Source organism: Streptomyces sp., assembly GCF_035645055.1.
Taxonomy (GTDB): Bacteria; Actinomycetota; Actinomycetes; order Streptomycetales; family Streptomycetaceae; genus Streptomyces.
Genome location: NZ_DASQNH010000076.1, coordinates 124957 through 143600 on the forward strand (window position 1 = coordinate 124957; position 18644 = coordinate 143600).

The 18644-nt window shown below is 71.3% G+C and carries 15 protein-coding genes; 3 read left to right on the top strand and 12 right to left on the bottom strand.

The features are described from left to right. Positions 1-201 precede the first annotated feature (201 nt). Entirely contained in the window at positions 202-849 is a 648-nt protein-coding gene (locus VE614_RS24640; RefSeq protein WP_324941184.1) for a response regulator transcription factor, read from the top strand. Here VE614_RS24640 and VE614_RS24645 read toward each other — a convergent pair. From VE614_RS24645 to VE614_RS24670, 6 genes are all read right to left on the bottom strand, one after another. Next, a complete protein-coding gene (locus VE614_RS24645; protein WP_324941186.1) occupies positions 830-1255 on the bottom strand; it encodes an ester cyclase in 426 nt (141 codons plus the stop codon). The two genes, VE614_RS24640 and VE614_RS24645, sit on opposite strands and share 20 nt — an antisense overlap. An 11-nt stretch (positions 1256-1266) precedes the next feature. Continuing rightward, complete coding sequence (locus tag VE614_RS24650) at positions 1267-2931, bottom strand: NAD(P)/FAD-dependent oxidoreductase (RefSeq protein ID WP_324941188.1); 1665 nt, start codon at positions 2929-2931, stop codon at positions 1267-1269. Between the two features lie 137 nt (positions 2932-3068). After that, positions 3069-5300, bottom strand: coding sequence for an MMPL family transporter (locus VE614_RS24655; RefSeq protein WP_324941983.1), 2232 nt, complete (start codon positions 5298-5300; stop codon positions 3069-3071). Positions 5301-5544: 244 nt separating this feature from the next. Further along, entirely contained in the window at positions 5545-6222 is a 678-nt protein-coding gene (locus VE614_RS24660) for a permease prefix domain 1-containing protein (RefSeq protein ID WP_324941191.1), read from the bottom strand. Continuing rightward, on the bottom strand, positions 6222-6545 hold the full coding sequence (locus VE614_RS24665; RefSeq protein WP_324941194.1) for a PadR family transcriptional regulator: 324 nt from the start codon (positions 6543-6545) through the stop codon (positions 6222-6224). Before VE614_RS24665 ends, VE614_RS24660 begins: the two co-directional genes overlap by 1 nt. A gap of 11 nt (positions 6546-6556) precedes the next feature. Further along, complete coding sequence (locus tag VE614_RS24670; protein WP_324941197.1) at positions 6557-6775, bottom strand: hypothetical protein; 219 nt, start codon at positions 6773-6775, stop codon at positions 6557-6559. Between the two features lie 820 nt (positions 6776-7595). Here VE614_RS24670 and VE614_RS24675 point away from each other — a divergent pair. After that, positions 7596-8681, top strand: a complete 1086-nt coding sequence (locus tag VE614_RS24675; protein WP_324941200.1) for an AraC family transcriptional regulator — start codon at positions 7596-7598, stop codon at positions 8679-8681. 284 nt (positions 8682-8965) lie between these two features. On the opposite strand, the gene VE614_RS24680 is transcribed toward VE614_RS24675, so the two are convergent. From VE614_RS24680 to VE614_RS24705, 6 genes are all read right to left on the bottom strand, one after another. Further along, positions 8966-10783, bottom strand: a complete 1818-nt coding sequence (locus VE614_RS24680; RefSeq protein ID WP_324941203.1) for a PQQ-binding-like beta-propeller repeat protein — start codon at positions 10781-10783, stop codon at positions 8966-8968. A 25-nt stretch (positions 10784-10808) separates the two neighbouring features. Continuing rightward, complete coding sequence (locus VE614_RS24685) at positions 10809-11678, bottom strand: hypothetical protein (protein ID WP_324941206.1); 870 nt, start codon at positions 11676-11678, stop codon at positions 10809-10811. 215 nt (positions 11679-11893) lie between these two features. Beyond that, complete coding sequence (locus VE614_RS24690; RefSeq protein ID WP_324941209.1) at positions 11894-13276, bottom strand: cellulase family glycosylhydrolase; 1383 nt, start codon at positions 13274-13276, stop codon at positions 11894-11896. 180 nt (positions 13277-13456) lie between these two features. Further along, complete coding sequence (locus VE614_RS24695) at positions 13457-14215, bottom strand: methyltransferase domain-containing protein (RefSeq protein WP_324941212.1); 759 nt, start codon at positions 14213-14215, stop codon at positions 13457-13459. After that, the gene (locus tag VE614_RS24700) at positions 14212-16086 is read right to left on the bottom strand and encodes a prenyltransferase/squalene oxidase repeat-containing protein (RefSeq protein WP_324941215.1); all 1875 of its coding nucleotides are present in this window, start codon (positions 16084-16086) and stop codon (positions 14212-14214) included. The genes VE614_RS24695 and VE614_RS24700 overlap by 4 nt, the downstream gene beginning before the upstream one ends. 48 nt (positions 16087-16134) lie before the next feature. Then, complete coding sequence (locus VE614_RS24705) at positions 16135-17385, bottom strand: cytochrome P450 (RefSeq protein WP_324941218.1); 1251 nt, start codon at positions 17383-17385, stop codon at positions 16135-16137. Positions 17386-17653: 268 nt separating this feature from the next. On the opposite strand from VE614_RS24705, the gene VE614_RS24710 reads away from it, so the two are divergent. Next, positions 17654-18583, top strand: coding sequence for a prenyltransferase (locus VE614_RS24710; RefSeq protein WP_324941221.1), 930 nt, complete (start codon positions 17654-17656; stop codon positions 18581-18583). Positions 18584-18644: the final 61 nt, after the last annotated feature.

Below are 18644 nucleotides of genomic sequence, written 5' to 3' on the forward strand. Positions count from 1 at the left end.
GCAATCCCGGCCCGAGCGCGTTGACGGCGCGGGCGGTGCGGGCCGGCGCGTCGCGTACGCGCCGCTCTCGCGGCGGGCGCGGCAGCTTCCGGCGGGCGCGGATTCGCCAATCTGGGATAAGCGCCGATGTGGATCCGACGGGGCGGGGCCACTCTATTCTGTCTGCAAGGTCGGCACTGTCCATTACATCCGGGGGAATACATGTCAGGCTCGGCTCGCACCACCGTCCTGCTCGTCGATTCGCACCCCATCTCGCTCACCGGACTGCGCACCATTCTCGAGCACTATCCTGATCTCCAGGTGACCGGCGAGGCGACGGACGGCGAGACGGCGGCCGCCCGGTACCTGGAACTGCGGCCCGACGTCGTGGTCATCAACTCCCATACGGACACCGATGCGGCGGAGGTCGTCCGCCGCGTCGGCGCGCCGGCCGGCTCGCAGGCGTCAGCGCGGGCGACTCCGACCATGCTCGTCCTGATCGACGACGTGGCCACGGTGGCGGAGCGGATGCCGCTGCCGGGGGTCAAGGGTCTGCTCTCCAGCCGCAGCAGCTCGCAGGAACTGGCCGCCGCGGTCCGCATCATGGCCACCGGGCGTTCGCTGCTGATTCCCACGGCCCGCCCGGGCCGGCGGAGTTCCCCACTGGAACAGCTCACGGACCGGGAACTCGAGGTGTTCCGGCTCATCACCCGCGGGTACACAAATGCCGAGATATCCGCGGAATTGACTCTGAGTCAGAGCACCGTGAAGTCCCACATTCAGAAAGTAATGGAGAAGCTGGGGCTCCGCAACCGCGTGCACGCGGTCATTTTCGCCTACGAGAAAAACATCATTCATTCTGGCTCGTAGCGCGCAGTTGGGACACGACCTTCCACAGGTCGAACACATTGCGGTCCTCCACCACCAGGCCGTCCTCGATCCGCCACAACTGCACCCCCTCCGAGGTGATCGGGCGCCCGGTGGGGGCGATCCCGGCGAACTCGCCCACATGTGTGGCCCGGGTGGTGAACCAGGTCGCGACCCACGGCCCTTCGGCTATCTGGAGCCCGACCTCGACGATGAGGCCGGTGAAGGCGGCGTGCCGCCGCCGTACGCTCCGCTTGGGGCCCTCGGGGCCGACCGGTTCGCCGCCCAGCAGGAAGCCGGGGGCGAAGACGCGATCGGCCACGTCGACATTGCCGCGGGTCCATCCCTCGTCGAACCAGTAGCGGGCGAGCGCCTTGTTGGCGTCCTGTACGGTCACGTCCTTCCGCACGGCCGTCTCCCTCACCGGTTGCCGGCCGTGGCCGGGGACTGGGCGCCCGCCCGGCGCAGCGCGGCCAGGCTCTCTCGGCCGAGCGAGCCGAGTTCGGGCAGGGGGGACGCGGCCGCCCATTCCAGGAATGCCCTCACGTCCCGGCGGTCGGGATAGATGAACCGGCGGTCGACGTCTTTCCATCCGAATCCCGGGGAGACCGCTTCGCTTTCCCGTACGAGCCGCAGTACGCGGTCGGCGGCCGTGTCGCCGTCGATGAGATTCGATTCGTAGTCGAGGCACGCTCGTTCGGTTCCCTGGAGCAGCTCTTTGAAGGCGTCGCTGTCGGGCCACCACAGGCCGGTGTGCGGCGCCTTCTCCAGCCGCTCGAAGACGGTGGCGTCCCGGTCCTCGCGGAAACGGCGCAGGGCGTTGTTGATGCGCAGGGTGCCGGGGGTGTTGCCGCTGCCCCAGACCCGGAAGACCGCGTCCCAGAGGCGGAAGTGGGAGAAGGCGATGAAGGAGCAGTTGACGAGGGTGTCGTTGTGGTCGAGCAGTCCCTGCTCCAGCTCTTCCACGTAGCGGAAGCGCTCCTCGTCGAAGTCGTCGTCGGCGAGGGCCTGCAGCACCCGCGGGGCGAGCGCGTGGATGATCTCGAAGGTGTTGGACATGCCGCGCGAGTAGAGGGGGTCCAGAAAGCCGGCGGCGTGCGACATCAGGCACCAGCGCGGGCCCACGGTGCGCCGCGAGGAGTACTGGAGCCTGCCGGTCGACACCCACTCGCGGACCTTGCGCGCCCCCTGGAACTGGCGCTCCACGGCGGGGAACCGCGCCACGAGCCGGGCGAACTCCTCCTCGGGGCTGATGTCGTCCGGCTTGGGGTACAGCCGCGGGTCGAGCGTCACTCCCACGCTGCACAGCGGGTTGCGGGAGAGTTCGTGGTTGTCGAAGGGGATGATCCAGAACCAGCCCCGCTCGAAGAGGTGGTGCATGGTGCCCTCGTGCCAGGGCACCGGCGGGCGGGTACCCTCCGGGGCCCGTACGACGTCGTCGAAGGGCCGCACCCCGATCATGTGGGTGAACAGCGAGCGCGAGTGGTGCCGGAACCGCGCCGGCTGCTCACGCAGCCCGAAGTGCTCGGCCAGCGGCGAACGGAACCCGCTCGCGTCGACGACGTAGCGGGCGCGGACCCGGTGCTCGTCCGTGCCGGTCAGGGTGGCCCCGGCGGCGTCGAACTCCAGGTGGGCCACGCGCCACTGCTGGCGGCTCTCGCAGCCGTACCCCACGGCGACCCGGAAGAGGTAGGCGTCGCTGTCCTGCCGGAAGAGGTGACTGGCCGAGGTGAGGGCGTCGGGGATGACGAACTGGTGGGCCTCGGTGGGGTCGGGCTCCTGGCCGGGGCGGTGCAGCATGAAGCCGAAGTGCCGTTTGCGGCCGAAGGTGTTGCTCACCTGCTCGTTGATGGTGGTGGCGTCGGCCAGCGCCTCGAACTCCGGGATGTCGTACCGCTCGGCGAGCACCTGGAGCCAGGCGACGAGCTGGGGGATCATCGACTCCCCCACCGCGAACCGCGGGTGGGTGGCCGCGTCGGCGAGCAGCACCTTCGCACCGCTGCGGGCCAGGACGGCGCCCAGGGTGGATCCGGCGATCCCCGATCCGAGGATCACCACGTCGTAACTCGGCCGTTGTGTGGACACGTGTCGGTTCCCTTCGCAGGAGGCGGATGACGGACGGCGCCGTGCGCTCGCGTCCGCGCGACCACCTTGACCCACGCCGATGAAGGCCGGAGAAAGCATGTGCAAGCCACCGCGCCGGGGCGCGGTGGCTCGCCCGGTCAGACCCGGCCCTGCTCCCGGGTCCTGGCGGCGGGGTCCTCCGGCGCCCGCGCGACGCCCCGCCCCGCGGCGTCGGCCTCATCGGCGGAGGTGGGCCTTGGGCCGGCTGTCTCGGCGGGGGATGTGACGAGCAGCCGGCCCAAGGAGCGCGGGAACCACCAGTTGGATCGTCCGAGGAGGGTGACCAGGGCCGGGGTGAGCAGGCCCCGGACGACGGTTGCGTCGACGATGATGCCCGCCGCCAGCGCGGTGGCGAACACCTTCACGTCGGTGATCGGGATGCTGGCCAGGGCGGTGAAGGCCAGGAACAGGATGAGCGCGGCGGAGGTGACGAGCCGGCCGGTGCGGCTGATGCCGGTCACCACCGACGGCACGACGGTGTCCCGCACTCCCTCCTTGGTCAGGTCGAGATGGGTCTCCCGGATGCGGTGCAGGATGAACACCTCGTAGTCCATGGAGAGGCCGAAGAGGAACGCGAACACCGCCATGGGGACCCAGATGGTGATGGCGCCGACGGCCGGGGTGTCGAAGAGCAGCTCGCTGCCGTAGCCCTTCTGCCAGATGAGGACGACGGCGCCGTAGGCGGCGCAGGTGGACAGCGCGTTGAGCACCAGGGCCTTGATCGGCAGCACCACCGAGCGCAGGGTGCGGGCCAGCACGATGAAGGTGATCAGTCCGACGAAGAGCACGATGAGTCCGAGCCCGCCGTAGACCGCGTCGATGAAGTCGGCGTCCTGTGCGGGGCCGCCGCCGGCCAGCACGCCCGGCGTGTCCCGCGCGGTGTCCGTGACCTCGGTGACCGTGTCACGGCCGCTGTCGCTCGACGGGTCCTCGGTGGTCCATACGTCGACGATCCGCTGACCGTCCCGCGTCCAGTCGGACGGCGCGACGGAGCCCGCGACGCCGTCGATGCCGCTGAGCTTGTCGTTCATGGCGTCCGCGCCGTCGGCGCCGAGAAGGACCTCGACCGGGCGGGCGATGCCCTCGCCGAAACCGGCGTCGACGATCCGGTCGAAGGACTTGGCGGGCTGTCCGCCCTGGGCCAGGGTCGTGGTGGCCGGCTGGCCGAGGCTCAGGGACAGCACGGGCGCGGCCAGGGCCACCAGCACGGCGCCGCTGAGGAGCGCGGACAGCGCGGGGCGACGGGTGGTCAGCTGGGCGATCTTGGTCCACATCTTGCTGTCGGGGCGGTGCCGTCGGCGCGGCCGGTCGAGCTTGTCGCCCCAGGAGTAGAGCAGCACGGGCAGCAGGGTGAGCGCGACGGCGACGCTGACGAGCGGGATGAGCAGACCGGCGTAGCCGACGCTGCGCAGGAAGGGCACGGGCAGCACGACGAGTGCGGCGAGGGAGATCGCGACGGTGGCGCCGCTCAGCGCGACAGCCCGGCCGGCGCTGGCCACGGAGCGCACGATGGCCTCCTTGCGGGCCTCGGGCTCGGGGCCGTCGGCGCCGGGCTTGTTGCGTTCCTCGCGCCAGCGGGTGACGACGAGGAGCGCGTAGTCGATCGCGATGCCGAGGCCGATGAGGGCCACCAGGTACTGGACGATGAACGAGACGTCGGTGATGCCGGTGACCCCGCGGACCAGCAGGAACGTGGTGGGGATCGCGGCGGCGGCCATCAGCAGCGGCACGATCGCCAGACCGCTGGCGAAGACGAGGGCCAGCACGACCAGCGCGCCCACGGCTCCGATCAGGGTCTCGTAGACCGGGCTGCGCTGGGCTCCGCTGTCGCGGCCGGAGAGCACGGGCTGTCCGGTCAGTTCGACCTGGGCGCCGGCGATCTTCGTCTGCTCGACGGTCTTCTTGATGGCCGGGAGGGACTGCTCGTACGGCGCGTTGGACGGGTTGGCCGGCGGGTAGACGAGCGCGACCGTGGTGCGCTTGTCCTCCGACAGCAGCGCGTCGCCGCCCGTGGTCGCGTACGAGACGCTACGGCCGCCCTGCGGGGTCACCCGGGCCACCAGGTCGCCCCACTGCCGGCGGACCTCGGAGCTGTCGGCGGTCGTGCCCTCGGGAAGGGTCACCACGAGCAGCAGCGGGGCGTTCTTGCCGCCCGTCTGGGAGAAGCGCTGGGCCAGCGCGTCGTTCGCTTCCTGGGCCGGCTTGTCCGGGAGCCGCGACTCGAAGGTGAGCTTGTCGATCGTACTGCCCGACATGGCTCCCCCGGCGAGGGTGAGCACCACCCACACCAGAGCCACGGCCCATCGGTGAGCGAGCACCCACCGTGTCATGCGCTCCACGGCACCGACCTCCTGTAGTGACACTATTCTGTAGCCACGCTACTTATCGATGCCCAACGTAGCGGCCTGATCAGGGCACCGCAACCGCGAAGGCGCTCCCTGACGGGCTCAACTCACCTTTCGCGCACAGCACTTGACCCCCGACAGCAGAGAGCCCCGTGCGGGGCGACCAGGGAGGTCGCCCCGCACGGGGAGCTCTCGGGGAAGGCGGCGTCAGCCGTTAGGCGCGGGCGCGTCAGACCGTGTCCACTCCCCGCACAACCGAGACGAAGCGCTTGAAGTGCAGACCGAAGTAGAGGGCCGACAGGACGGTCAGCGTCGCCGGTACGGAGACCATCGGCCAGTCCAGCGACTCCGGGTGCGACAGACCGCGGTTGAGCAGCAGCAGCACCAGCGCGCCCAGGGTGCACAGCAGCCCGGAGAGAGCGGCGAGGGTACCCGTGGTGACGGTGTCGTCGCGCCGCCCGACCGCCGCCCGGATGCCGGCGCCCTTGCGGAGCCCGGAGAAGGCACCGGCCAGGCAGATCACACAGCCGAAGGCCACCAGGGAGATGCCCATCAGCAACAGCGGCGGATGACGCACCGCCCAGGGACCGGCCGGCCCGCCGAGCAGGGCGACCGCCCAGGTGACCGCGAGCAGCGGCAGCACGCACACCGCCCGCAGCGACAGGCGCTGCGCGCTCAGCCGGAGCGTGGCGTCGTTGTACGCGCGCGCCACCTCTCCGGGCGGCCCCCACTCCCGTACCGCCCGTCGCGCGGCCTCCTCGGCATCGCCGCAGTCCTCCATGTTGCCCTCGACCGCACACTGCAGGCCGTCCATCACCTCGTCGAGGATCGCGGCCCGGCGCGAGCCGTCGCCGACGAGGTGCTTCGCCAGCCGGTCGGTGTAGCCCTCGAGAACTCCCGCCTCCATCAGGCTTCGCCTCCCAGTACGACGGAGATGACCGAGGAGACCTCCCGCCACGCCGTGCGCTTGTCGGCGAGCGCGCGGCGGCCCGCGGCGGTGAGGTGGTAGTTGCGGCGACGCCGCCCGTTGTGGCGGGACCACTCGCTGCCGACGAGACCGGCGGCCTCCAGCCGGTGCAGGGCCGGATAGACCGTGCCCGTCGGCAGGTTGATCGCGTCCCCGCTGCGCCGCTTCAGCTCCTCGATCACCGCGTAGCCGTGGAGTTGGCCGGGCTCCAGCACGGACAGCAGCATCCCTTCCAGGTTCCCTCTCAGGGTTTCCGCCTTCATGTCTAACCACACTACACATCGGGGACCGCGCGGGACACGGTCGCGGAGACCGGGACGAACAGCGCGGCGCCGGTCACCGCCCTGTTGACGGGCCGGTACTCGTACCCCTTCACCTGAGGCGACTGTGGCTCCTTCGCCGGGGAGGCGGGCTGCGTGCGGGCGACGACCACGGTGAGACGCTCGCCGATCGGCAACCGCCACAGCCCGGGCGGCACCACGTGGGCGCGCACGACCGCCTTGACCCCCTTGCCCGCCTCGGCCGTCTCGACCGTCTCGGCCGCCGACGGCCAGACCCCGATCTCCAGCCGTCGGCCCGACCGGCTCTGCAGGCTCTCCGCGCGCCGCCTGCGGCTTGTCCCCGGTCCGGTCGATGCGGACCTGCGACCGTCCGCGCTCGGCCGGCGCGATGGTGTCGATCAGCCCCACGGTGCCGGCGGAGCCGAGGGCGCACCCGTCGGCTCGGACTCGCTCTCGCGGCCTTGCCGTGTCCTGGGGCACAGCGTCTCCTCCGGGTTTCGGCAGGGCAGGGGCGAGACCGGCCTGATCGCCTCGCGTCGGCCGTCGCGACGATCGTAGGAACCCGCCCCGCCCCGCCGCGACTTCGAGATTGCTCGACTTCGCGCGGTGGGGAGCGGGTCGTGGGCGCGGGCGGCACGGCGCTCCGGGTGGCCGAACTGCCGCGACCTGCGGAAGGAACCGCCAACGCCCCGTCCCGGGTGGCGACGTCGTCCAACGCTTGGACCCGGCCGCACAGGGCGTTCCAGTACGTGCGGCTCGCAATCCCTGGGACAGCGCTTTTCCGGTGACCAGGCCGCCCGGGGAAGCTCCACTCTCGAAAACCTGGCGACTCGCAGCACGAGGGATGCGCCGTGCGCCGTGCTCCGCTTTCCCGGCCGCGGCTTTCTCATTCACGGGTCTTTCCTTCTTCCCGTCCCGCCGTCGAAATCAAGGACCCTGTACCAGCAGGAGTTGAGCGGGGCCGCTGGCGGGAGAGCGATCGGCATGTCCGGTTCTTCGACGCGTGGGATGTTGTCCTGGGCAGGGGGGCGGATGGACGACCAGTCCCGGCCACTGGGCGTGGCGGCCGGCGGCAAAGGCGGCAACGGGTACGTCGCAGCGCGCGAACACGCGCGGCGCGGAGCGCAGGCCGCCGCCCGGCTGCGCGCCGAGACGCCCGTGATGTGCGCCGAGGCTCACACATTCCCCACCTCATCGAAGGACGAGGAAGACATGGCAGCACGCCGCGTTGAGGGCTTTTCTCCGAAGCTCCATCAGTCAGACATGCGGCCACATCACCCAGCCATCACAGAGGGAGCCCACAGAATGGAACACCTCGCACAAGGCGCGGTCATCACCATCCGCGAGCGGTTTTACGAACCCCTCAGCCTGGATGACCTCGCCCGCTCTGTGATGGCGAGCAAGTTCCACTTCCTTCGGGTATTCCGCCGTATCACCGGTGTCACCCCCGGCCGTTTTCTCAGCGCCGTCCGCCTGCACGAGGCGAAGCGTCTGCTGGCCGACACCTGTCTCAACGTGGCCGACATCTCCGCGGAGGTCTGCTACAGCAGCACCGGCACGTTCTCCCGCCGGTTCACCGCGTCCGTCGGCCTCTCCCCCACCCAGTACCGCAGGATGTCCCAAGGGGAACGCTCCGAGCATCCGGGCATCCTTCCCCCGGTCGCGCCGGCCGGCCCACTGGGTTCTGTCTCCGGCACCGTCCACGTGATGGGCACACCGCTCTCCCCTCTCTGCATCGGCGCCTTCGACAGCCCTGTCGTACAGGGGCGGCCGGTGGCCTGGTCCACGCTCGACGGCGCCGGGCCCTTCTCTTTGAACAGCGTGCCCCCGGGCATCTGGTACCTGCACGCCGTCGCCCTGGGCGCCCACACCGCCGACGACTTCTCCAGCGGGCGTCCGCTCCTGGTCGGCACGGTGGGTCCGGTACAGATCACCGGCGGCACCCATGTCCGCCTGGACATGGCGGTCCAGCCGGAGGACTGGACCCGCCCGCCGGTGCTCCTCGCCCTGCCCGGCCACGATCCGCTGCCCGGGCAGCCGTCCCCCGGCCCCCTTCCCCGGCGGTCCGCCTTTCCCGCGCCGGTCTCTGGCTATCGGCGCGCCCTGGCGACCGCCTGACCGTGCTCGTCCCGGAGTCCGTGCCATGGCGGGGGTGGCCGACGGGCCAGCGGGCCGCGGGCGTTCGTCGCCCGCGGCCGTCGCGCGTGAGCCTTAGTCGTCGGCCGCGATGTGGTCTCCCATTGTTCTCGCCCAGAAGCAGGCACACCTGATGACGCCGGATCAATTCACCACCATACGCGCTGAATTAGGCCGACAGGAGCCCTGATTTCAGGGTCATCCAGTTTATAACCCGTTTGCAGCTTCCCCCCATTTCCGGGGAAACCAGGTACATCAGTGAGGGGTCACGTCCGGTCGGCGGCGGCGAATCGGGAGAGGTGCAGCGCCACGCGCCGCACCAGCCGCTTCTGATGCGCTTCGGCCTTCACCGCGCTGATTCCGAAGACATGACGGCCCGACGCCACCGTCGCGTGGGCGACCGGGACCGCTTCGAGGCCCACTCGGTTGGTGTAGAGATAGACGCCCCGCCGCGGTTGAGTGATCTCCGCTGTGGCGCACCTCCCCAGTGCGGGGTGGCAGCCCCAGGGCACGCCGCTCGCCGCGTAGGTCCGGGCGGCGCGCTCGTCGGGCGCCACCCATCGCACGGTGACGGTGAAGATGTCGCCCTCGGCTCCGGATTCCGTGGCGAAGCGGCACTCGCTCGGGTGCGGAAGCCGGGTGCCGAACACGGTACGGCTCCCCTTCACAGGCAGCCTGACGTAGTCCCGGCCCAGTTCCGAGAGGAAACCGGCGCCGAGCAGTCGGCAGGCGTCGGGCCAGTCCTCCCGCTTCGCTCCTGCCAGTGCGGCGAGTTGCTCCGCGGCCATCGCCCGGTGGGCGGGCCGCAGGGCCGTGTAGACGGTGCCGTCCCGCTCCTCGCTGCGGACGATGAGCAGATCCCCGCTCATGCCCACGAACGTCCCCGCCACCGGCCAGGGAACGCGGGCGCTCTGCCGTCCCGCGAAGTCGGTGAGGCTGCTCGCGCCCGGCCCTTGAAGGCGGGCGTCTCCGACGGACCAGCGCGTGTTCCCGCCGTACGCGCCGTCGGCGTCCACGGAACCGACGATCGCCTCGCTGGTCAGATCGTTGCCGTACGCGAACCCCTGGGTGCGTTTCCACAGAGGCGTCCCGGTGCCCGCTCGTACGGCGTGCAGGGCATGTGCGCGCGACCCCGAGGCCGCCGTGGCCGTTCTGCGGGGCTGCTCCGACAGATACACCACCCCCTGTGCCCGTCCCACGGGCCACATTTCCGTCTGCCGGTTCCCCTTTCGCCGGAGGACTTCCTCACCGGAGTCGGTGAAGACCCGGGTGTCGTTGTCGAGGAGCACGCCGATGGCGTGGCCCGCGGCGTTGAGGCGAACGGACTCCCGCCAACGGCCCACCCGCTTCTTCCACAGGATCCTCCCGTCGGCGGGGTTCATCACCTTCAGCTCCGCGAACGTACCCGGGCAGCTGCTGAGGAAGACGATGCGCGTCGGCGTCGTGACCGTCTCGTAGGGGCGGTTGGGCAAGCCGAACTCGTCGTACGTGTACCTCTCACACCGTCTCGGCACCGGCATGGGCTCGCTCCAGCGGGCCGTCCCCGTCCGCGGAGCGAGGCCCACGAGCCGGCCGTCGGCCGTCTCCAGGACAGGCCCCTGACCCGGCAGGAAGGGCAGGTTCCCCGGCCAGCCGCGGCCTCCTCCCTCCCGCGCGGTCGGGTCCGCCCTCCGCTGCCACAGCTTTCGTCCGGTCCCGGAATCGTAGGCGCTCAGGGACGGCGCGCCGCGGAACTCCTGCTCCGCGGCGAGGACCACGCCGTCGGAGAACCCCACCGGCGCGAAGTGGGCCGCCGTACTTCTCAGGGTGGAGAGGCGGTGTCCGTCGCGCGTGTCCACGATGCCGATGGTCTCGCCCCGCGGTATCGCCAGCAGCCGGTCGCTCACCGCTGCCGGCATGTCGGCGACGTCCAGCGCCCTGCCGGGCACCTGCGACGTCCACGCCACTTCCAGGGTGTTCGGGCGCTCCAGGGGCCCGTCCGACGTGCCGCTGCCGCCGTCACCGGCCAGCGTCGCCAGGAGGCCGACGCCGAGCACGAGTCCGCACCCGGCCTGCCAGATGTCACGAGCGCGCTCACGCGCCATCCCGCTCCCCGTTTCTCCAGATCGGTCAGCATCCCTGCGCCGCGGGCGACCAACGACAGGGCCGCGGGTCCTCGGCCCGGCGGTAGACGCCGCCGGGTGACCCCTCGTATACGGCGCCGTACCGCGCGGCGAAACCGGTCACCGCGTACCGGCCGCCCCGCGGGGCGGGGACGGTCAGCGTCGCTTCCTTCCCGCTCCGCACATACCGGATGAGCAGCCCGAACGCCCGGGAGCCGCGCTCGGCCCGGAACGTCGCCGACAGATTCACCTGTTCTTCCGGCCGGAGCGTGATGACCTTGTCCCGGAAGTACGGCTTCGCGGAGTCCCTGTCCGTCATGAAGACGGGCGCCGGGCGGTCCAGGTCCGCGAACAGCTGGATCTTGGACTCTCCTCCGGCGCCGGGTTCGCACAGCAGCGTTCCGGCGAACGGCGGGCCGGCCCGGGGCGTCGTCGGGACGATGTCGATCGACGTGACGGTGAGCGACCTCGCGCCCCCTTCGAGCGTGAGACCGACTACCAGTTCACCGGCTCGGGCGCCGTCGTTGCGCTGGACGACGGCTTGCACATCGCCGCCGGACGCCAGCTCCGCGCGGTCCTCCGGCGAGGAGACCCGCCGCGGCAGAGCCGTGCAGCCCGCCTCGCTCTCCTGCCGGGCGGTCACGTCGAACGGCGCCGGGGAGGCGGTTCCCGACGGCGCGCCCGCCCCGGTCGGGGTGGGGCTCGGCGCGGACTCGCCGCTCAGGCCCAGTACGTCGAGCGCGAGCGCGGTCAGCACCGCACCGATCACGGGGATGAACACGCCGAGCCAGAGCAGCCTCGTATGCCGCTTCCACCACGGTTCGGGGGTGTCCGGCGGCGTCGGCGGTCGCGCGTGCGTGCCCGTACGGGCACGCACGCGGAGCGTGGTCCGGTTCCTCAACGCTCCCCCCGGCGAGTGGCGAGTCCTTTGTGACGGTGAGTCAAGTCCCTTCTCAAGGAGCATCGTCGGAGAATCCGACGTCCGTCGACACCTTCACCAGCCTCACACACATCATCGTCCGTCCCGGTCGGCGGACGGGTTCGGGAGCGCTCCCGTTTCGGGAGCGCTCCCATGGTGCGAAGGGTGACCGGTCAGCTGGTCGGGAAGGTGTCGGGGGTGCTGATCCGGCTCTTGAGCAGTGCCCCGGACTCGGTCAGCACACCGCCGCTGCTGTAGTCGGTGCCGTTGCAGGTGCCGGGCTTGAAGGCCGCGCTGCCCTCGTTCGCGTCGGAGTAGGTCCAGTTGGCGTAGCCGATCTTCAGCCGGTCGAGCAGGTCCAGCCAGGCCGTGCTGCTGGCGCGGTCCACCGCTCCGCCGCCGGTGTAGGTCACCGTGCCGAACTCGGTGACGAACAGCGGCAGCTTCGTGGCCGCCCGGCTCACCGCGGCGCGGTAGTTGTCCTGGTGGCTGGCGGCGTAGAAGTGGAACGCGTACATGATGTTGGTGGCGTTGACCGGGTTGTTGATGATCTCCGTCTCGTCGGAGCCGTCCGAGACGCCCAGCGAGGACCAGCCGCGGGTGCCGACGATGATGACGGCGTCCGGGTCGGCGGCCCGGATCACCGGGATGACCTGCTCGGCGTAGCTCTTGACGGCCGCCCAGCTCACGCCGTTGGGCTCGTTGGCGATCTCGTAGATCACGTTTTTCTTGCCGGCGTTGCGGGCGGCGACGGACGCGAAGAACGTCTTGGCGCGGTCGAGGTTGTAGTTCGGGTCGCCCGGCGTCAGCGTGTGGAAGTCGATCATGGCGTACATGCCGCGCGCCTCGGCCATGTCGACGAGACTGTTCACACGGCTGGTGAAGCCCGCCGGGTCGGTCTCGTAACCGCCCTCCTGCACATACATGGCGACGCGCAACAGGTCGGACTTCCAGTCCTTCGCCAGCGCGTCCAGGGACGCGCTGTTGTAGCACTTGCTGAACCACTGGATGCCGTGCGTGCTCATGCCGCGCAGCTGGACAGGGCGGTTGTACTGGTTGCACAGGTTCACGCCGCAGACGTGGAGCTGCCCGTTGATTCCGACGGGGGTGCCCGGGCCGGGGTCCGGGCCGGGCGGGGGCTCCTCGCCTCCGACGGAGCCCGTGCACGTCACGCCGTTGAGGGTGAAGGCCGTGGGTTTGGCGTTGGCGCCGGTGAAGGTGCCCGTGAACCCCAGGTCGGTCGCCGCGCCGGTGGCCAGCGTGCGGTTCCAGTCCACGTTGGTGGCGGTCACGGCGGAGCCCGACTGCGACCAGGTCGCGTTCCAGCCCTGGACGACCTTCTGTCCCGCGTCCGGCAGGGTGAACCTGAGCGTCCAGCCGGAGACGGGGTCGCCCAGGTTGGTGACCTTCACGCCGGCCTGGAAGCCGCCCGTCCACTGGCTGGTGACGGTGTATTCGACCTTGCAGCCGGTGGCGGCCTCCGCCTGCGGGGTGGCCAGTGTCGTGAGACCCAGGGCCGTCGCGCAGGTCGCCAAGAGTGCGAGGGTGCGTTGCACAGCGTTCCTCCTCGTGCGAAGCGGAATCGGAATGGGAGCGCTCCCAAAACCCATCGGCCCGAGACCGTACACCGGTGCGAGGACACTCGTATAGGCATTCGACCGTGGAACCGTGCTCCCGCGCGTGTCCGCTGGAGCATCGTCCGGCGCGGGCGGTCGGCCCCGTCTCTCCGGAACTTCCTAGTCGGCCTGGGGCTTCACCCCGGAGACCCCGTACAGGATCTTCGTGAACGTGCCGCTGCGCAGGCGCACGTCGTAACCCCGGCCCAGCGACCAGGAGACGAGGTCGCGGACGTGGGGTACGACGCCGAAGACGTCGACGGGGACGCCGTTGGCCGCGCACGCCCCGGCGAGCCGGTCGGGGGCGATGAAGAAGCGGTGGTCGTGGGTGCCCTTGGGGGCGGCCCAGGTCAGGGGGAGGCCCTCGCCCAGGGTGATGACCGCGATCCGCGCCAGGAGGGTGTTCGAGATGGTGTCCATCACGAGGGTGCCGCCGGGCTTGAGCAGGCGGCAGCACTCGGCGACCACGTCGAAGGGGCGCTCGACGTGTTCCAGGCAGTAGCCGGCCACCACGACGTCCGCGGAGCCGTCGGGCAGCGGGATGTCGTGGATGTCGTGGATCAGGACCTCGTCGACACCGTGCCGCAGGGCCACCTCCGCGCTCTTGGTGGACACGTCCACGCCGATGTGCCGGTAGCCCTTGTCCCTGATGTGCGGGTGGAGGAGCCCGCCGCCGCAGGCCACGTCGAGGAGTACGGCGCCGGGGCTGCTCGCCGGGGGAACGTGCTCGGCGCGGGCCCGCGCGCCCCAGTGCAGGATGGCGAGCGGGCCCCGGCGCTGCCACCACAGGGACGACCAGGTGTCGTACTCGGCGGGCTCGGGCGCCTCGCGTGTCCCGGTGGCCGTGCGGGCCTCGGGGGTGGTGGGGGTGCTGGTCACCGTCGTCCCTCCTGTTCCGCCGCGTGCAGGGCGATCGCCCAGAGGACGTGCGCGTCCGTGCGGATGTCCGCGTGGGGGTGAGCGGTGGCCGGGCGCTCCCCCGCGCCGGTCCAGCCGCCGTCCTCGCTCCGGCGGCGCAGCAGGAAGGCGACGGCCGCGTCGAGGCGCGGTGTGTCGCGGACTCCGGTGGTGTGGGCGGCGATCAGGCACCGGGCCGTCTGCGCCACTGCGCTCGGGCCGCTCACCGCGGTGGTGCCCGGGGCCCGTCCGGTGGCGCCCGGGGCGGGCGAGGCGCCGTCGCTCCAGCCTCCGTCCGGGTTCTGCCGCTGGTAGATCCACTCCATCGCGCCCTCCACGGCGAGGTGCCCGGCTCGCAACCCCACCGCGTCTAGTGCGAGGAGGACTTGGGTGGTGGCGTGGAGGCGGCCGTCGCGGTGGTCCTCCCAGAACCCCTCGATGGCCTGTTCCGCGAGCAGCAGGCGCACGGCCCGGCGCACGGCGGGGTGCCAGGCGTATCCCTCGGCGCAGAGCGCCTCGATGACGTGGGCCGTCACGGACGGCGAGGGGACGTCGTCGGCGGCTCCCGGTCCGGCGGCCAGGGCCCGTCGGGTCGGCAGGGAGCTTTGGCGGACTCCCCGGCGCGACCAGCCGCCGTTCGCGGACTGCCGCTCCAGGAGCCACCGGACGCTTCGGGAGACGGCGGTGTCCGTCTCCCGGGAGCGTGGCGCGCCGACCCGGTGGAGGGCGGTGAGCACCAGGGCGGTGGCGTCCACGTCCGGACGGGGCGCGGGGACGCCCCGGTCGCCCAGCCGGTCGAGCGCGCGGTCCACGACGGGGTCGGAACCGGCCCGGTCACCCGCCGCGGCCAGGGCGCGCAACGCGAGGGCGGTGTCCACGGCGGTGGAGGGGTGGGCGGGCGCGTGGTGGGTGTCGTTCCCGGAGTCATGAGGTCGGGCCAGGGCGTCCAGCGCCGCGCGCGCGGCGGGGTGCCGGGTGCTGTGGCCCAGGGCCCACAGGGCCAGTACGCAGACCGCCGTGGCGGGGCCGTCGCCGCCCCATCCTCCGTCGGTGTCCTGCCCGTTGAGGAGCAGGTGCTCCGCCGCGCTCAGTGCCCTGCGACGCAGCGGGCGCGGGGACAGCCGGGCGAGGGTGTGGGCGGTGCGGAGCACGGTGGTGGCCGCGGCCCCGCGGAGGGCGGTGAGCGTGCTCTTCCCGGCGTGTAACGAGGTCACGTCGACGGGGAGTTCGCGTACGGGGCGTACGGCCCCGAGGATGCCGACGGCGGCGGCGAGGGCGCGGAGCGGGGGGTCGGAGTCGTCGGCGGCACCGGGGGCCCAGGAGGGCAGGAGGAGCAGTTCCGGGGGCATGGGCGCGGTCCTGTCCCAGCCGACGGCTCCGGTGAAGGCCAGCCAGAAGCGGGCGGGTTCCGCGTCGGCGGCGTCGATGCCGCCGTGCCGCCGGGCGAACCGCGCCGCGTGGTCGAGGGCTGCGCGGTCCTCGGCGTGGCCGATGAGTTGCAGCGCGACGTGCGTGAGCAGGGTGGAGGAGAGGTCGGAGGGCTCGCCCGCGCGCAGGGGGAAGCCTCCGTCGTCGTTCTGCCGGACGACGATCCGGGCGCGCTGCTCCGCGACGCGGCCCCGGTCGACGGCGTCGAGGAGATGGTGCACGAGGACGTCGACGGCCTCCCACCGGGTGGTGGCCGCCGCGGCGTCCCCGGTCCAGCCGCCCTCCTTGTCCTGCTGGTCGGCCAGCGCGGTGCGGGCGGCGGCGAGGGCCGCGTGCGTGGTGCGTCCGTCCGCGTGCGCGCCGTCGTCCTCGTCCTCGCGTCGGTGGAGCGGGTGCGGCGCGGTGTTCTCGGTGGCGGCGTCCACAGTGGGGCGGCCTCCCTGTTCGTCGTTGTCCGGAGGTGGTCACTGGCGTCACCAGCTGACGGGCAGCCGTTCGGGCCCGCGGAAGAGCAGGCCGGTCTGCCATTCCACGGCCTCGGGCTCGCAGGCGAGCCGCAGCTCGGGCAGCCGCTTCAGCAACAGGCCGAGCGCGACCTGGAGTTCCATACGCGCCAGGGGCGCGCCGGCGCAGTGGTGGGGGCCGTGGCCGAAGGCCAGGTGGCGGGGAGCGGGGCGGGTGAGGTCGAGGCGGTCGGGTTCGTCGAAGACCTCGGGGTCGCGGTTGGCGGCGTTGGTCGAGGTCAGCACGGGCCGGCCGACGGGTACGATGCCGCCGCCGAGTTCGACGTCGGCCGTGGCGTAGCGCGGATAGGCGGCCGAGACGGTCAGCGGGGTGAACCTGAGCAGTTCCTCGACGGCGTTGGGGAGCAGTGCGGGTTGTTCCTTGAGGAGCGCCAGCTGGCCGGGGTGGGTGAACAGGACGTAGGCGAAGTCGGCGATCTCGTTGGCGGTGGTCTCGTAGCCGGCGATGAGCAGCACCATGCACAGGAAGACCAGTTCGTCCTCGGACAGCCGGTCGTCCTCGTCGCGGGCCTGGACCAGCTCGCCGATGAGGTCGTCGGTGGGCTCGGCGCGCCTGCGCTGGACCAGCTCGCCCATGTAGGCGAGGAGTTCGGACATGCTGTCCGTCCGTGCCTGTCCGCCGTCGCCGCCGACGAGCCGGTTGACCTCGGTGATCCAGTGGTGGAAGCGGTGGCGGTCCTCGTAGGGGACGCCGAGGAGGTCGCAGATGACGCCGATGGGGAGGGGTACGGCGAAGTCGCGGACGAGGTCGGCGGGCGGTCCGGCGGTGATCATCGCGTCGAGGAGTGAGTCGGCCAGCCGTTCGGTCGCCGGGCGCAGCCGTTCGGCGCGCGAGGCGGTGAACGAGGCGGCGATGAGGCGGCGGATGCGGGTGTGGCCGGGCGGGTCCATGTCCATCAGGCCGAGCGGTACCAGGTCGGGGGTGACCCGGGGCTGGTCGAGGCCTTCCGGTACGGACCGGCGGAAACGCGGGCCGGCGAACACCGACTTGACGTCCTCGTAGCGGGTGACGAGGAGGCTCGGGTCGCCGTAGGGCATGCGCACCGGGCACAGGGGTTCGTTCTTCCGCAGGTGCTCGTAGAGCGGGTGCACATCGAGCGCGGTGCATGGTGTGAACGGATAGGGCCTTTCCCCTCCCGGCTTCTCCCGCTCGGCCGTTTCCTCCACACGGACCGCGTCGCCGTGCCTTCCGCCGCTCATGCCTCACCTCCATTGTCCGGAAGTTCACTTGTCGTTTTCACCGGGTCGATCGCGGCGGATATTAACAGTCGGTGCGGGGCGCCCACAGGGACAGAGTTGTCCCCACCGGACACGGGTGTCTCTGGACGTGCGGACGGTGCGCAACTTCAATCGGAATAGGCGTCCGGAAGTCGGCAGGGTCGCCGCCGTCGCCGCTTTTCCACGCTCGCCGACATGTCTCACGGATCCCTTTCCCATGGGTGTCCGCCGTACAGGGGGAGATTTCGGCATGCCGGAATTTCGGTCGGAAGGTTCCGCGCTCCCGTCCGTCGCGCCGGTGGTGGCGCGCCGGCCCGCCCCTGTGCGGGCCTGGATATCGGCGATGGGGCTGCAGATGACCGTGGTGGTGCTGCTGCAGGTGATGTTCGCGCTCGCCGTGGCCCGTCAGCTCGGCACGCTCTCGACGGGCCGCGCGCTGCTGACGCTGGCGCTGTTCGTGCCGGAGTCCATCGCCCGGCGGCTGCTCAACGACTACGACGACTACCAGCGCGGCGTGGACGTGCCGGAAACGGCCCGGCGGGGCGGCGCCCTGGCCTTGGGGTTGTCCATGGAGCGGGTGCGGGCGGTCGGTCTGGTGTGCTTCGTGACGGGGATCGTGGCGCTGGGCTGGCTGCTGTACACGACGAACCCGTGGTCGCTCCTGGTGCTTCCGCTTTCCTTCGGGATGCTGGTGTATTCCGGTGGCCCCGTTCCCCTCGGGCACCGCGGGCTCGGCGAGCTCATGGATTTCGTCATCAACGGTTTCTACGTGGTGGCCGTCGTGATCTGGGTGAATGTGCACCAATTCACTTTCGAGGCCGTGATGGCGGCCACGGCGGCGGGGTTCCTGTTCACCGCGACGATGTTCCACAACGATTTACGGGACAGCGTGGAGGACTTGCGGGCGGGAAAGCGGACCCTCGCGCACGCGCTTTCACCGCGTGCGTCCAAGATGTGGTACGCGGTGTTCGTGCTCGCGCCCTATCCGTGCGTCGCGCTCATCGCGTACGCGTTCGACTCACTGCGTTTCGCGGCGCCTCTGCTCACGCTTCCCCACGCAGTCTGGCTGGTGGTCGGGGTCACGCGGTCCCGGCTCGGGGGCACGATGCCCTCGTGGATGAACCTGCCACGGCTCCTGGCGTCGTTCTTCGCCCTCCTCGCGCTGGCCGCGTGGGTCTGACTCCCCTCCCGTCACGGGCGCACCGCTTCAACCGTCCCCATCGTTCCGACGAGGCCGAGGT